11 protein-coding genes are annotated in these 14,591 nt (G+C 66.9%); 4 read left to right on the top strand and 7 right to left on the bottom strand.

What is annotated here, in order from left to right:
* Nucleotides 1-265 precede the first annotated feature (265 nt).
* Nucleotides 266-901, bottom strand: a complete 636-nt coding sequence (locus ACTJJK_RS10875) for a response regulator (RefSeq protein ID WP_031374168.1) — start codon at nucleotides 899-901, stop codon at nucleotides 266-268.
* Entirely contained in the window at nucleotides 898-2,004 is a 1,107-nt protein-coding gene (locus ACTJJK_RS10870; protein WP_223619169.1) for a sensor histidine kinase, read from the bottom strand. The genes ACTJJK_RS10875 and ACTJJK_RS10870 overlap by 4 nt, the downstream gene beginning before the upstream one ends.
* A gap of 160 nt (nucleotides 2,005-2,164) precedes the next feature.
* Here ACTJJK_RS10870 and ACTJJK_RS10865 point away from each other — a divergent pair, with 160 nt between their 5' ends.
* The 3 genes from ACTJJK_RS10865 (at nucleotide 2,165) to ACTJJK_RS10855 (ending at nucleotide 6,338) form a co-directional block, all read left to right on the top strand.
* A complete protein-coding gene (locus ACTJJK_RS10865; protein WP_440730192.1) occupies nucleotides 2,165-2,878 on the top strand; it encodes a hypothetical protein in 714 nt (237 codons plus the stop codon).
* A gap of 163 nt (nucleotides 2,879-3,041) precedes the next feature.
* Nucleotides 3,042-4,409, top strand: coding sequence for an alpha/beta hydrolase (locus ACTJJK_RS10860; RefSeq protein ID WP_440730191.1), 1,368 nt, complete (start codon nucleotides 3,042-3,044; stop codon nucleotides 4,407-4,409).
* Between the two features lie 537 nt (nucleotides 4,410-4,946).
* The gene (locus ACTJJK_RS10855; RefSeq protein WP_031374164.1) at nucleotides 4,947-6,338 is read left to right on the top strand and encodes an FAD/NAD(P)-binding protein; all 1,392 of its coding nucleotides are present in this window, start codon (nucleotides 4,947-4,949) and stop codon (nucleotides 6,336-6,338) included.
* A gap of 1,235 nt (nucleotides 6,339-7,573) precedes the next feature.
* Here the strand turns inward: ACTJJK_RS10855 and phhA are convergent.
* Nucleotides 7,574-8,467, bottom strand: a complete 894-nt coding sequence (phhA, locus tag ACTJJK_RS10850) for a phenylalanine 4-monooxygenase (protein WP_031373987.1) — start codon at nucleotides 8,465-8,467, stop codon at nucleotides 7,574-7,576.
* 142 nt (nucleotides 8,468-8,609) lie between these two features.
* On the opposite strand from phhA, the gene ACTJJK_RS10845 reads away from it, so the two are divergent.
* On the top strand, nucleotides 8,610-9,086 hold the full coding sequence (locus ACTJJK_RS10845; protein ID WP_031373986.1) for an Lrp/AsnC family transcriptional regulator: 477 nt from the start codon (nucleotides 8,610-8,612) through the stop codon (nucleotides 9,084-9,086).
* On the opposite strand, the gene ACTJJK_RS10840 is transcribed toward ACTJJK_RS10845, so the two are convergent.
* The 4 genes from ACTJJK_RS10840 to ACTJJK_RS10825 form a co-directional block, all read right to left on the bottom strand.
* A complete protein-coding gene (locus ACTJJK_RS10840; protein ID WP_440730190.1) occupies nucleotides 9,049-9,621 on the bottom strand; it encodes a cytochrome c oxidase assembly factor Coa1 family protein in 573 nt (190 codons plus the stop codon). The genes ACTJJK_RS10845 and ACTJJK_RS10840 overlap by 38 nt on opposite strands.
* 91 nt (nucleotides 9,622-9,712) lie before the next feature.
* Nucleotides 9,713-10,426 (bottom strand): aspartate/glutamate racemase family protein, encoded by a 714-nt coding sequence (locus ACTJJK_RS10835; RefSeq protein WP_440730189.1) that lies wholly within the window; start codon nucleotides 10,424-10,426, stop codon nucleotides 9,713-9,715.
* Between the two features lie 50 nt (nucleotides 10,427-10,476).
* The gene (locus ACTJJK_RS10830; RefSeq protein ID WP_440730188.1) at nucleotides 10,477-12,180 is read right to left on the bottom strand and encodes a M20/M25/M40 family metallo-hydrolase; all 1,704 of its coding nucleotides are present in this window, start codon (nucleotides 12,178-12,180) and stop codon (nucleotides 10,477-10,479) included.
* A 455-nt stretch (nucleotides 12,181-12,635) separates the two neighbouring features.
* Nucleotides 12,636-14,348, bottom strand: coding sequence for a hypothetical protein (locus ACTJJK_RS10825; RefSeq protein ID WP_440730187.1), 1,713 nt, complete (start codon nucleotides 14,346-14,348; stop codon nucleotides 12,636-12,638).
* Nucleotides 14,349-14,591 lie beyond the last annotated feature (243 nt).

Genomic DNA, 14,591 nt, shown 5'->3' with positions numbered 1-14,591 from the left:
TCCGATAAGACGTCCCTGTCTTATCGGAAAACGCCGCACGTCCTGTGCGGCGCCCTCCGGGTCTCCAGGTGTTCTCGCGAAGTCGGTACTGCGCCAAGCTCATCACGGCAACGGCAACGGCAACGGCAACGGCAACGGCAACGGCAACGGCAACGGCAACTACATACAGACGGTCAAGGTCTGCGCCGCTCCTACTCGAAAGCGCTTGCCGACCTTATGTGCTCGTGATGCGCTTCTACGATTCCCGATTCCCGATTCCCGGCCCCTAAATCACCCGCAGCGTGATCGCCTTCAGCACCGCGCGGGTGCGGTCGCGGGTGTCGAGTTTGTCCAGGATCACCGAGACGTAGTTCTTGACCGTGCCCTCGGCCAAGAACATGGCGCGGGCGATTTCCTTGTTGGAGTAGCCGCCGGCCATCAGTCGCAATACCGACACCTCGCGCTCGGTGAATAAGGCGCGCGGGGCATCGTCGGCGTGGTAGCGGTAACGCGCGCGCACCGGTTCGGTGCTGACCGGTTGCAGCAGCACTTCGCCGGCGGCGACCCGCACGATCGCATCGCGCAGGTCTTCCGGGGCCGCGTCCTTGAGCAGGAAGCCCTGCGCGCCGGCCTCGGTGGCGCGCAGCAGCAGCTCGCTGTCGTCGAAGGTGGTCAGCAACAGGACCGGGGTGCGGTCGCCGCGTGCGCGCAGGCGCAGCAGGGCGTCGATGCCGTCGAGGCCGGGCATGCGGATGTCGCTGAGGATCACGTCGACCGGGGTCTCGGCGAGGCGGTCGAGCAGGGCCTGGCCGTCGTCGGCCTCGAAGGCGATGCTCAGGCCCAGGCGTTCGAGCAGGGCACGCAAGCCGGCGCGCACCAGCATCTGGTCGTCGGCAAGGGCGATGCGCAGGGGTTCGCTCATCCCGGCAGCCTCGCGTCGATGCGCATCGCGCCGCGCTCGTTGCGGGCGAAGCTCAGGCTGCCGCCGGCGGCGACGATGCGCTCGCGCATGCCGGCCAGGCCGTTGCCTTCGCGCAGCGTGCCGCGCACTCGGCCGTCGTCTTCCACGCGCACCTGCAAGTGCTCGCTGTCGCGCTGGATCGAGACCCACACGCGTTCGGCATCGGCGTGGCGCGCGCTGTTGGTCAGCGCTTCCTGGACCAGCCGCAGCAAGGTCTCGGCAAGCGCGGGGTCGGTCAGGTGGATACGCTCGTCGATGTCCAACTCCAATGCCGGCCTCGGCATCGGCGCGGCGAGGGCGCGCAGGGCGGTGGCGAGGTCGAGGCCGCGCGAGTCGCGCAGCGCCTGGACTACGTTGCGGATGTCGCCGAGCAATTCGCCGGCCAGTTGCTGCGCCAGCTGCACTTCATAGCGTTGGCCGAGGTCGGGCTCGGCGGCGAGCGCGCGCAGGTTCAACATCATCGCGGTGAGCTTGTGGCCGGCGACGTCGTGCAGTTCGCGCGCCACCCGCAGGCGTTCGGCGTCGCGCGCGCTGTCGGCCAGCAAGGCCCGCGTGGCGAGCAGGTCGGCATTGACCAGGGCGAGCTGGTCGCGGGTGTGTTCGGCGCTGCGTGCGTAGTGGGCGACCATCGCCGCGAAGCCCTGGAAGCCGGCGAAGATCAGAGTCACCACCAGCGGCGCGCTGTGCCCGGCATTGCGCATGATCAGGTACAGCGCCAGGTTCAACAGCAGCGCCACGATCAACACCGGCCGCGGCGGATAGACCAGGGCGAGGTGGGCGATCAGCACCACCAGCAAGGCCGGCGAGGTGCCGCCCTTGGGCGCGAGCCAGCACACCGCCAGCGCGCACAGCGTCTCGACCGCGAACAGCGCCAGCTTCCGGCGCGGGCGCGAGGACGGGATCAGGTCGCTGGCGAGAAAGCTCAGCAGGAAGCCGACCATTGCCGCCCACTGTGCGACTTGGTCGCGGGTGCCGTCGTGGCGCAGCGACAGGGCCACCGCCAGCCAGGTCAGCACGGCGGGCAGGTTGATGGCTTGGAAGATCACGCGCAGGGCGGCAGGCATGCCGGGATGCTGCGCGTGGGCGTGTGCGGTGGCAATGGCCGCGGCGCAGAAAGTGACTTCCGGCAGGGTGAAGTCCTGACTCCTGGGCCCTGCTGTCGCGGCCGCCCGCGACCACCATGGCCTCACCCGGTAACCGCGCCGGACGCGAGGAGACAGCGCCATGGCATCGGCCTACGAATGGATCAAATACCTGCACATCGCGATCGGCTGCCTGGCGCTGATCGGCTTCTGGACCGCGGGCCTGGCCCGCAAAGGCGGCCCGTTGCATCGGCGCGCCGGCCAGGTCTTCCTGATCGCGATGACCGGCATTCTCGTCACCGGCGTGCCGATGGCGTGGCACAAGTGGCAGGGCGGCCAGCCGATCACCGCGGCTTTCCTGGGCTATCTGCTGGTGATCACCGCCACCGGCGTGTGGACCAGTTGGCGGGCGATCCGCGACAAGCGCGACGTCGTGCGCTACACCGGCCCGGTCTATGTCGCCCTGGCCGCGCTGTCGCTGCTGTCGGGTGCGGCGATCCTGGCGCTCGGCCTCAAGGTCGGCGCGCCGCTGTTGAGCGGCTTCTCCAGCATCGGCTTGTTCATCGGCGCCGACCTGCTGCACAAACGCTGGCGTCGCGACCGTCTGGCGCAACGTCCGCGCTGGTGGCTGATCGAGCACTACACCGCGATGCTCGGCAACGGCATCGCCACCCACGTCGCCTTTCTCGGCATCGGCCTGCCGCGCCTGCTGCCGGCGATCGACGGCGTCGCCCTGCACTACGCGGCCTGGTTCGGCCCCTTGGTGGTCGCAGTCGGCGCCAAGGTCTGGCTCGACCGGCGCTGGAAGCCGGCCGCGGCGGCGGTCGCGACGAACGCGACGCGCGGCATCGCATGAGGTTTTGCCATCGCCGTGGCCCGGATCGCAGTGCGGGCGAGGCGATCACAGCACGCGGCAAAAAGAAAGTGTCGACGGTTGAGCCGAATGCCGCCGAGGGACCTGCAACCGAAAGAGCGAACGGCGCATCTCACCATCACTCTTCACCGAAACGGCAACGCTCATGAACCGATCCATCCTGTACCGCCACGTCCTGCCGATCGCGCTGTTGGCGAGTGGTAGCGCCCTCGCCGCCGAACCCGCGGCCAAAGCGCCCGACCCGGCCGCGGCGCAGGCGCAATGCCACACCGGCGCCTATCGGCTCGACGACGATCGCGTGGTCGATGTCGCCCGCACCAGCGCCGCCGGCGTGTTGCGCTGGCGCCTGCTCGACGGCAGCACCGGCAAGCTGGTGTACAAGGACGGCGCCTGGACCAGCACGCGCGGCTGGACCGATCAGGCCGACGGCGTGGCGGTGTCGTTCGGCGATTGCGCCGACGGCCGCATCCGTTACGCCGGCCATGACGGACGCAAGCTGAAATTCGACGTCACCGAAACCCGCTTCAAGGGCAACGGCGTCGACCTGCGCGGCCGCCTGGTGTTGCCGCCCGGCGAAGGCCCGGTGCCGCTGGTGGTGCTGGTGCACGGCTCGGAGAACTACTCCGGCGTCGACATGTATCACCTGCAGAACCTGTTCCCGGCCAACGGCGTCGGCGTGTTCGTCTACGACAAGCGCGGCACCGGCGGTTCCACCGGCAAGTACAACCAGAACTTCTACCAACTCTCCGACGACGCCGCCGCGGCGTTGCGCGAAGCCAAGCGTCTGGCCGGGCCGCGCGCCGGCCGCACCGGCTTCCAGGGCGGCAGCCAGGGCGGTTGGGTCGCGCCGCTGGCGGCGAGCAAGGAACCGCAGGCCGAGTTCGTCGTGGTCGGCTTCGGCCTCGCCGACGGCGTGCTGGCCGAAGACCGCGACCAAGTCGCGATGGACCTGCGCGCCGCCGGCTTCGGCGATGCCCAGACCCTGGCCAAGGCGCGCGAAGTGTCGGATGCGACCGGCCTGATCGCCTCCAGCGACGGCCAGCGAGGCTGGAAGGAACTCGATGCGGTGCGCGCCAAGTACGCCGCGCAGCCGTGGTGGAAGGCGCTCAAGGGCGAGTACACCGGGCTGGTGATCAACCACACCCGCGCCGAAGTGTTGGCCGAGTTGGCCAAGCAAGACGTCGACGTGAGCTGGGACTACGACCCGATGCCGGTGCTGCGCAGCCTGCCCGTGCCGGAGCTGTGGATCCTGGGCGGTTCCGACGTCGAAGCGCCGTCCGACGAAACCCAGAAACGCCTGATCGGATTGGCCGGCGAAGGCCGTCCGATCACCAGCATGCTGTTTCCGCAGGCCGATCACGGCATCCTCGATTTCGAAGTCGACGCCAAGGGCGAACGCCAGCACACCCGCGTCGCCGAAGGCTATTTCGCCATGCAGCTGGACTGGATCAAGCACGGCAAGTTGGGCGGCCAGCCGTACGGCAAGGCGAAGGTGCTCGCCGAGGCGAAGTGAGGGGAGCCCGGTTTGGCGGGAACGACGGAAGCTAGGTTTTCCCGCGTTCCCTTCCGTCGTCATCACCGCGAAGGCGGTGATCCAGAGGCTTCAGAATCATGCTTCGGCGAAGTCCGGGGTACTCGGCTCCGCCGAAGTAAAGCAGAGCCCGTCTACGCGGGAACGACGGTAGGTAGGTATTCCCACGGCTCTTTCAGTCGCCATCCCCGCGGAAGGCGGCGACCCAGAGACTTCAGCGTCATGCCTCGATAAAAGCCCCGGGTATTCGGCTCCGCCGAAGTAGCGCGGAGCCGTCTACGCGGGAACGACGACTGCAGGGTTCGACTTCACTTCTCCCAACGTTAGACAAGCGAAACCATCGAACCCAAGCTGCGAACCCCATTGCAGTTCGATGTCCGCACTCATACCCGATCGTCATGACGACGTTCCACATGGTTCGCGCGTCTTTACGCAACGGTAACCCGCGTTTTACGCATCGGCGCGGGCGATCCACTAGAACGGAAGCTCCTCGGTATCGTCTCGCGACAGGAGCACCTCATGCGGATCACGATCGTCGGAGCGGGTTTCAGCGGCAGTGCGCTCGCCAGCGAATTGGCGCGGCAGGCGGGGCCCGGCGTGGAGCTGTGCCTGATCGGCGTAGCCGACAGTTACAGCCGCGGCGTGGCCTACGGCGAAGCGCGGCCCGAACATCTGCTCAACGTGCGCGCCAGCGAGCTCGGTGCGACGCCCGATCAACCCGGCGCCTTCGCCGACTGGCTCAACCTCAGCGACCGTGCGCGGGTCAGTTATCTACCGCGACTGGCCTACGGCGAATACCTGCATGCGCAGCTGCAGACCGCCGTTGCCGGCAGCACCGCGGCATTCAACCAGATCCGCCAGGAAGCGATCGCGGTCGAACGCGCCTCGGCCGGTTTTCGCGTGCACCTCGCCGATGGCAGCGATTTCCTCAGCGATCGCGTCGTGCTCGCGGTCGGCGCCTTGCCGCCGCAAGCCTTGGCCGGGGTCGGGCCGCGCCTGGCGATCCATCCCAGTTATCTGAACTGGCCGTGGCAGGACGGCGCGATCGACGCGATCGCCCCGGATGCGCGATTGCTGATCGTCGGCACCGGCCTGACCATGGCCGATGTGACGACGACTCTGCAACGTCGCGGCCATCGCGGCCCCATCGTGGCCCTGTCGCGGCACGGCCTGCTGCCGCGTGCGCATGGTGACTACCCGCCGCCGCCGATCGCCTTGCCGCCGGCAGTGCTGCAAGCGCTGCACACGCATAGCCCTCGCGAGGTCTTGCGCGCCCTGCGCACCCTGGCGCCGGTGGTCGACGATTGGCGCAGCCTGGTCGACGCGCTGCGTCCGCACCTGCAGGGCTTCTGGCGCGTGGTGCCGCTGCCGCAACGCGCGAGTTTCCTGCGTCACCTGCGTTCGTACTGGGAAGTCGTGCGCCACCGCATCGCGCCGCAACTGGCCGAACAACTGCAGGCCCTGCGCGAAAGCGGTCAGCTGCAAGTACGTGCCGGCCGCTTGCTGCGCGCGCGGCGCGGCGACGATGCGGTCGAGACCCTGATCCGCGAACGCGGCGGCACTGCCCTGCACAGCGAGCGCTACGACGTGCTGATCCGCGCCACCGGGCTCGATACCGACGTCGAACGCACCACCCATCCGCTGGTCGCGCATCTGCGCGAATCGGGTCTGGTCGCGGCCGATCCGCTGGGGTTGGGGCTGAAGGTATCGGATCGGTTTGAAGTGCTCGATGCCAAGGGCGGCGCGGTGCGCGGTCTGTACGCCATCGGGCCCTTGCTGCGGGCGCAGCTGTGGGAAATCACCGCAGTGCCGGAGTTGCGCAGCGCGGCGCGGGAGTTGGCTGGGCAGTTGCTTGCGGCTACCGCGGCGGCGCGTGCTGCGGGTGCACAGCGGTTGGCCGTTGCCGGCTGAACTCTGCTCCTGCATGGCTGCGGCTAGATGGGTGCTCTGCTCTTGGGTAGGAGCGACGCGAGTCGCGACCGCGGCACTTCGGTCTCGCGACGTACTTGCCGCCCTTTGTAGGAGCGGCGTGAGCCGCGACCAAGGGACACGCAGAGGCGATAACGCCGGTGTCGCTCATCGATGCGGCCTGCTTTCGAGGGGGGAGGAACGAGGCCCTACTGGATTTCCTTCGGTCGCAAGCAGGCGCAAAGACAACAATGCCGAAGTTATCCACCGAAGCGGTGCGCTGTCGCAGGGTAGGAGCGGCGCAAGCCGCGACCGCGCTACCTCGGTCTTGCCGCGCATCTATCAAGAAAGATCAAGATCAAACGCCAAAAGCTTCCGCCACTAAAGCGGCGGGTTACTTTCTTTTGCTAAGCCCAAAAGTCCGTCTGGATTCCCTTCGGTCAAAGCTAACCAAAGAAAAGGGCTTTCCTTGCAAGGGCACAGGCCACGAGTGCGATGCCCGCGCCGTGATTTTCCGATAATACATCCTTGTCTTATCGGAAAACGGCGCACGTCCTGTGCGCCGCCCTCCGGGTCTCCACTTGACCGGCAAAGCAGCAATGCAGATCAAAATCACGGCAACGGCAACGGCAACGGCAACGGCAACGGCAACGGCAACGGCAACGGCAACGGCTAAGTAGGAGTTGGCGTTGCCCTAACGGTTTTGCTGTTGTCGTTGCTGTGCGCCGTCAGGCACTAGCGAAGGCAATAGAAGACCCGGAGGGCGGTCCGCATGGATGCGGACCGTTTTTCATCGGGACAGGGATGTCCCGTATGAAAAAGCCCTGCGTCGGCATCGACCGCGCGGGCCCTTGATTCAAAGAAAAGCAACTTCTTTGGTTAGCTTTCTTTTGTTGCTTATGACAAAAGAAAGTAACCCGCCGCTTTAGTGGCGGAAGCTTTTGGCGTTTGATCTGGATCTTGATCTTGCGGCAACGAGACGCCGCGAGACCGTTACAGCGCGGTCGCGGCTTGCGCCGCTCCTACCCTGGCGAAAGTGCGCCGCTTCGAGGGGTGACATCTGCCTTGTTGGCTTTGCGCGTCCCGTGGTCGCGACTCACGTCGCTCCTACAGGAAACTCGAGCTGACGCAGCGAGACCGACACGACGCGGTCGCGGCTTGTGACCGCAGGAAATCCCTGTGGGACGCCGCGCCTATCCTTTGAGTTTCGTGCCATGCGGCACGTCCCGGCTACCCGCTCACACGTCGCCGTCGACCAGCCAACCCTCGCCGGTGCCGCGCTGGAAGACGGTGTCGGTGGCGAGCACGTCGCCGGCCGGGATCGAGTCCTGGGCGGCGAGGCGGTCGTAGATCGGGGTGAAGTCCGGTTCGGTCGCCCGCATCAACTGCTCGAAGCTGTCGATGACGAAGTAGGTCTTCTGGTAGGTGTCGATGCGGTAACGCGTGCGCATGATCCGCTCCAGATCGAAGCCGATCCGGTTGGGCGCGGGAGACTCCAGGCAATGGATCGATTCGCTCTTCGACGAGACGATGCCGCTGCCGTAGATGCGCAGGCCGTCGGCCTGCTTGATCAGGCCGAATTCCACCGTGTACCAGTACAGCCGGGTCAGATGGACCAGCGCCTCGGGGTTGATGCCGTGCGCTTTGACGCCGCCGCGGCCATAGGCCTCCATGTAGTCGGCGAACACCGGGTTCATCAGCAGCGGCACATGGCCGAACAGGTCGTGAAACAGGTCTGGCTCGGCCAGGTAATCGATCTGCTCGGGCTTGCGGATCCACCAGGTCACCGGGAAACGGCGGTTGGCGAGGTGGTCGAAGAAGGTCAGTTCCGGCAACAGGCCCTCGACGCCGATCAGCTCCCAGCCGGTGTGCGCACGCAGCACGCGGTTGAGGTCCTCGAACTTCGGGATCTGGTGCGGGCTCATGTGCATGGCCCGCTGCGCGGTCAGGAACTCGTCGCTGGCCCGGCCGACCAGTACCTGCTGCTGGCGCTCGAACAACTGCGCCCATACCGCATGGTCCTGGCTCGAATACGACGCCCACGGCTGCTCGATCACGGCGGTCGTATAGACCGGCACGTAGCCCTTGTCGGTGAGCTGGTGTTCGACGCGCTGCGGGGTGGCGGGGGTCATGGCCGTGGGGCTCCTGGAACGTCCCGGACAGTCGGGGACCAGATGACTTTAACCGCGCTGCGGCGCAATAAGCTTGCGTTGTTGCGCGCAAAAGCCTGATTGGCGCAAGATTGTTGCGTAATTGCCGAAGAGGGCGCTGAATGTGGCCACTGTAGAACTCGACCGTACCGACATTGTCCTGCTCGCCGAACTGCAGCGCGACGGCCGCCTCACCAACGCCGAGCTGGCCGAGCGCGTACACCTGTCGGCTTCGGCCTGCCTGCGCCGGGTCCAGCGCCTGGAACGCGAAGGGGTGATCTCCGGCTACCGCGCCGAGGTCGATCCCGAGCGCCTCGGCCTGGGCCTGCAGGCCTTCGTGCGGGTGCGCCTGGGCCGCCACGACAGCGAAGCGGTCGCGGCCTTCGCCGAGTTCGTCGAAACCTGGGACGAGGTCGTGGCCTGTTACGCGCTGACCGGCGACATGGACTATCTGCTGCAGATCGTCGTGCGCGACCTCGAGCATCTGTCGCGCTTCCTGCTCGATCGTCTGCTCAACCAGGCCGGCGGCGCCGACATCAACTCCAGCCTGGTGCTGCGTACGGTCAAATCCTTCCGTGGCCTGCCGTTGCCGTCGCGCTGACCAGGTCGCCGTTATCGGCGGGCGCGGCCTCTGGGTCGGCGTCGGGATCGTCCTGGAGTTCCGCATCGGGTTGAGCGGCCGGCGGCGCGGGCTCGGCGGGCGCGCCTTCGTCTTTCAGCAGATCGATGCGTTGCCCGCTGCCTTCGATCGCCACTTCGATCAGCGAATAAGTCCAGCGATCGGCCTCGCGTTCGCCCTTGATGTAGAGCCGGGCCTCGCCCTTGGGGCCGGTCAGCGGCACCGACAGGTCGGCAAGGCCGCTCGCGTTCTCGGTGCTCAGCGTGCCCTGGATCATGCTGCCGGTGCGCAGCGGCGTGCCGAGCGCGGCCACGACCTCGGCATTGCCTTCGGCCAACGCGATGGCGTGCCGGTACGGTTCGCTGGCTTTCATCACCCCCGACAAGCCCTTGATGCCCAGGCCAATGACGCCGACCAGCAACAGGCCGGCGAGCAGGATCAGGGTCAGGCAACCGCTCGGCACCGCCCACTTCCAATTGCGGCCCCACCAGCCGGGGGTCGGACGATCGTCGTTCATGGCGTGCTCCGCGGAGTCGGTCGGCGGTCAGTGTCGCCGCGAATGGTATTGCTGGCCAGCGAAGCCGCCGGACGAGCGCCGCGTCGTTGCCTCAAGCGCTTTCGATCGCCGCCAGTGCCGCCGCACGCGCATGCAGGGCGGTGGTGTCGAACAAGGGGATCTCGACATCGCCGGCGCCGATCAGCAGGCCGATCTCGGTGCAGCCGAGGATCACACCCTGCGCGCCGCGCGCGACCAGGCCGGCGATGACCTCGCGATAGGCTTGGCGCGACTCGTCGCGGATACGTCCCAGGCACAGCTCCTCGTAGATCACCCGGTGGACGAGTTCGCGGCCGGCCGGGTCGGGCACGATCACGTCCAGGCCGTGGCGATCGACCAGACGCTGGCGATAGAAATCCTGCTCCATGGTGAAGCGCGTGCCGAGCAGGCCGATCCGGCTCAACCCTGCCGCGCGGATCGCCGCGCCGGTCGGGTCGGCGATGTGCAGCAGCGGCAGGCCGGACGCTGCTTCGACCGCATCGGCGACCTTGTGCATGGTGTTGGTGCAGATCACCAGCAACTGCGCGCCGCCGTCGCGCAGCGAGCGTGCGGCCTGGCCGAGCAGCACGCCGGCCGCATCCCAGTCGCCGGCATGTTGCAGGCGTTCGACCTCGGCGAAATCGACGCTGTACAGCAGCAGCTTGGCCGAATGCAGACCGCCGAGGCGCTCGCGCACGGTTTCGTTGATCAGCCGGTAATACGGCAGGGTCGATTCCCAGCTCATGCCGCCGAGCAGGCCCAGCGTCTTCATCGCGACTTGGTTCATCGCCGCAGTATAGCCATGCGTTCGCGCGGCCTCGGCGCGCGCGGCGGCGCTCAGCGCGTTGCCGCGGCGCCGGTCGACGATGCGCCCGCATCGAGGCCGCCGAAGCGCTCGCCGAAGAAATCGCCGGCGTTCCAGCTCGGCCGCTGCGGCGCGTCGGCGATCGATTGGCCGATGCGGGCGTTGAGCCGGGCCAGGCGCGCGGCGTCGCCGTACTGGATCGGCTGGCTCGTATCGTCGCCGGGTTGGTGATAACGCTCGCTCAGGAAATCACGTTGGTATTTGCCGGCATCGACGCCGGACTGCTGCGCCTTCACCCCGCCGGTCAGATACACCGCCGGCACGCCGGCGCGGATGAAAGCGAACTGGTCGCTGCGGATGAACACGCTTTCCTGCGGCGAGGGATCCGGCGACAGGCTTACCCCGACTTCGTCCGCGGCCCGGTCCAGCACCGCCTGCAGGCTGGAATGCTCGACCCCGATCGGCACCACGTCGCGGGTCGGCACCAACAGCACCGGCATGTCCATGTTGACGTTGGCGACCAGCGAGTCGCGCGGCACGGTCGGATGCCGCACATACCATTCCGCGCCGAGCAGGCCTTTCTCTTCGGCGGTCACCGCGACGAACAGCAGCGAACGCTTCGGCGGGGTCTTCGAGCGCGCGAGCTGCTGCGCGGCTTCGAGCATGATCGCCACGCCCAAGGCATTGTCGAGCGCGCCGTTGTAGATCGCATCGCCGTGCACCGGCGCGCCGATGCCGATATGGTCGAGGTGGGCACTGAACAGCACGTGCTCGCGCTTGAGTGAGGCATCGCTGCCCGGCAACAGCGCGACCACGTTGCGCGATTCGGCCGGCTCGATGCGGGTCTGCGCCGACAGTTCGATCGTGCCCGACAGCTCGAAGCCGCGCAGCTTGCCCTCGCGCGCATCGCGAAACAGCGCCGCGGCATTATGGCCGCCGCCATCGAGCAGGGCGCCGGCGCTGGCCGCGCTGACCTGGGCGATCACCTGCAGTTGCGGGAAGGTATCGAGCGGGCGCCCGTCGGCATCGCGCAGACGCATGCCGGGGCGGGCCCAGTTCTCGGCGCCGCGCGCCCAGGGCTGGCGCTTCTCTTCGTCGTCGGTGGACACGATCACCGCGCCGATCGCGCCGCGCTCGACCAGCGCGGCGAATTTTTCCCTGAACGAGCTGTAGAACGCGCGCCGGTCGGTATCGAAGCGCGGCGGTGCGCCGTGGAACAGCACCGCGATCTTGCCGCGCAGGTCGACGCCGGCGAAATCGTCCTGCTTGAGTTCCGGCGCACGCACCGCTTGTCCGACGAACACCGCCGCCGCGGTCACCCGCGCGTCGCCACGGTCGAAATTGAGCTGCGGCAGGAACTGTTCGCGGAACTTCAGGGCGGTGGCGGCACCGTCGCGGCGGATCACCAGCGAGCCGCCGTCGTCGACGCGTTTCGCGCGCAGCAGCGGCACGCGTTGGAAGTAGCGGCCGTCGTCGCCGGCCGGGCGCAGCCCGATCGCGCGCAGGCGTTCGGCGACATACAGCGCCGCCAGGTCGTAACCGCGTGTGCCGGCCTCGCGGCCTTCGAGCAGATCGTCGGCGAGAAAGCGCAGGTCCGATTCGATCCGGCGCGCGTCGGCGCCGGCGCTTTCGTCGTAGCCGTCCGGTGCCGGCGGCGGTGGTGCGGCGCGCTGGCAGGCGGCGAGGGTGGCGATCAGGCAAAGACCGACGACGGACCGGAAGGGCGAGTAGCGCATCGATTCCCCAAGCGATGAGGTCGCGGAACCCCGCGACGGACGGCTGCGGACTGCGCTGGCGACGCTACCACCGTGGGGTGGCGGCGCCAAGGTGAGGGGCGTGTTGTCTTGGGGCGCCGGTCGTTGGAGAGCAGAGCAAATCCCCCTAACCCTTTTTTCGAAGGAGGGCATCGGTGTGCGCCGATGTGAGAGGCGTGGGCGCTCGGGAAAGGACTGGCCGCGTTCTGCCGAGGCAACTGTCCTCGCCGGAAAGCCACGCCCTCCCACGCCCATTCGCATCATTCCCCCTTTGGAAAAGGGGGCAGGGGGGATTTAGCTTTTCGCGCGCAGCGGCGTCGAGTAAGAGAGGACCACCGCTCAATCACCGAGCCAACCGCAAGCCGTTCGCGGTTGGCCGTATCGGAGTGGTCGTTCCTTCAATGCCGAGAGGCTGAAAGATTCGACTCTCTCGGCCCTCAACTCCGCCAAGGATTGTTGTTGAGGTCCTTCGCCCGCGAATCGAACACGTCGCGCGCATCGAGGAACAGCTCGCCGTCGCGCTGGGAGTTGGCGAACAGGTGATAGATCGTGCCCATGCGCTGGCTGTAGCTCTCCCAATGATTGGTGTCTGCGTTGTTGATGTCGGTCTCGTCTTCGTTGTTCGGGTTGCCGTCGAGGCCGTTCAGGCGCGTGCGCACTTCGTCGCCGAGCTTAATGGTGCGGCCGTCGGCGGTGACGAACTCGCGGCCGGAGTCGAAGTTGACCCGGTTGCCGGAGTTCTTCATTTCCAGGTTGAGGTTGATCTCGCGGCCGCCCTTGCCGTCGCGGTCGGGCACGTGCAGGTCGATCCAGTGCTCGCCGAAGCCGCCCGGATTGACGATGCCGAAGCCGCGCATGCCGTTGCTGATGTCCTTGTTGATGATGTCCTGTTCCTGCAGGCCGATCAGGCTGTTCGCGTACAGCATCAACTCGCCGCGGTGGTCCTTGGAATCGGCGAGCTGGGCCGGGTCGGTGATCGCGGCCTCGCCGTCCTTGAGCTTCATCGAGTCGTAATAGGCCTTGAAGGCGTTCTTCATGTCGAGCTGGGTGTCGCGGCCGTCGGTATAGGTCAGCTCGCGGCCGGCGTATTTGTTCTCGAAGCTCGACCAGAACTGCTCGAAGCTCATGTCGCGGTTCTTGCCGCCGCCGAAGGTGTCGACGAAGTGCTTGAACGAGGGCGAGATGTCCGAGCTCAGCATGGTGTTGCCGACCGACAGCCAGTACTTCGGGTTGCCGCCCATTTCGCCGAGGGCGATGCCGAGGGTGCCGTCGAGGTTGCGGCCGATTTCGTCGGAGGCCCATTGCGCGAACGTCGCCCAGTTGGCGTTGTCCTTGCCGAGGATCTCGCTCATGCCGGTAGAGAGCTCGTGATACTGCTCGGTCACGCGTTCGTTGCGTTCCATCCGATCGGGATAGGCCAGCAACAATTCGCCGCTCGTATGCAGGCCGTCGTCGGCGAGGAAGGCGCTGCGCATCGCCATGAGCTGTTCCTTGCTGAATTCGACCTCGCCTTCGTAGACCTTCGCATAGCCTCCGCCCGAAGCGACGTAGTCGTTGACCAGGCTTTCGTACCAGTCCTGATGGCTCTGCACCGCCTTTTCGAAGCGCTGCATCAGCGCCTGATTCGCGTCGTTGGTGATGAAGGTCTGCATCTCGCAAGAGCTCAGGCCGCTGAAGGCGACCATGGCGCGCCTGAAACCGCCGTTGTCGTTCAAGTTCTGCGCGTCCATGTACTGGCCGATCAAGCCCGGGTTTTGGCTGCCGCGGACGAAGCCGGCGTCGATCTTGCCGGCGTCGATCTGGCCGCGGTCGATGCCTTCGGCGAAGGCCGCATAGACCTCGCTCTTCTCGTGCTGCGAAATGTCGCCGTCGCTGGTCATCCAGTTGAGGCGGTCGGAGTGCATCCACGACTTGAACGCGCCGCCGTCGCGGTCGAGGATGGTGTTGATCAACTCGGCCTGGAACTCGCGCGACTGGCCGCTGATCTCCTTGGCGAACACGTCCATGCGCTTTTCGTAGTTGTCCTTCCTGAAATCGCGGTCGCCTGCGTCTAAGACGCGGTCGGCGGCGCTGTCGACCTGCTTGGGGTCCGGCGCCTGCGCCTGGACGGTGGTGACCGAAGGTGAGGAAACCGGGTCGTAGGGAATCATGCGCACGCGCTCGCGAAGAGGAAGGCGGGCACTGTGAGCCGCAAGCTGAATGCGGCCAACTAGGGCCATTCCCAGACTTTTCGATACTGCGATGACGGTCGCGAAAGTCGAGCGTCCACGCGATGTGCGGCGATGGCGATCGTCATGTCGCTGAGCTGGCTGCTGCGCCCGCGCACGGAAGAGTGCGAAGCCGGTCCCAAAGACGCGATTTGCCGCGGAAAACCTGTCCGAGCGCAGCGCATG

It is taken from the genome of Lysobacter sp. 22409, assembly GCF_052045105.1.
GTDB lineage: Bacteria > Pseudomonadota > Gammaproteobacteria > Xanthomonadales > Xanthomonadaceae > Lysobacter > Lysobacter antibioticus_B.
This window is presented reverse-complemented; position numbering and strand designations above follow the sequence as displayed.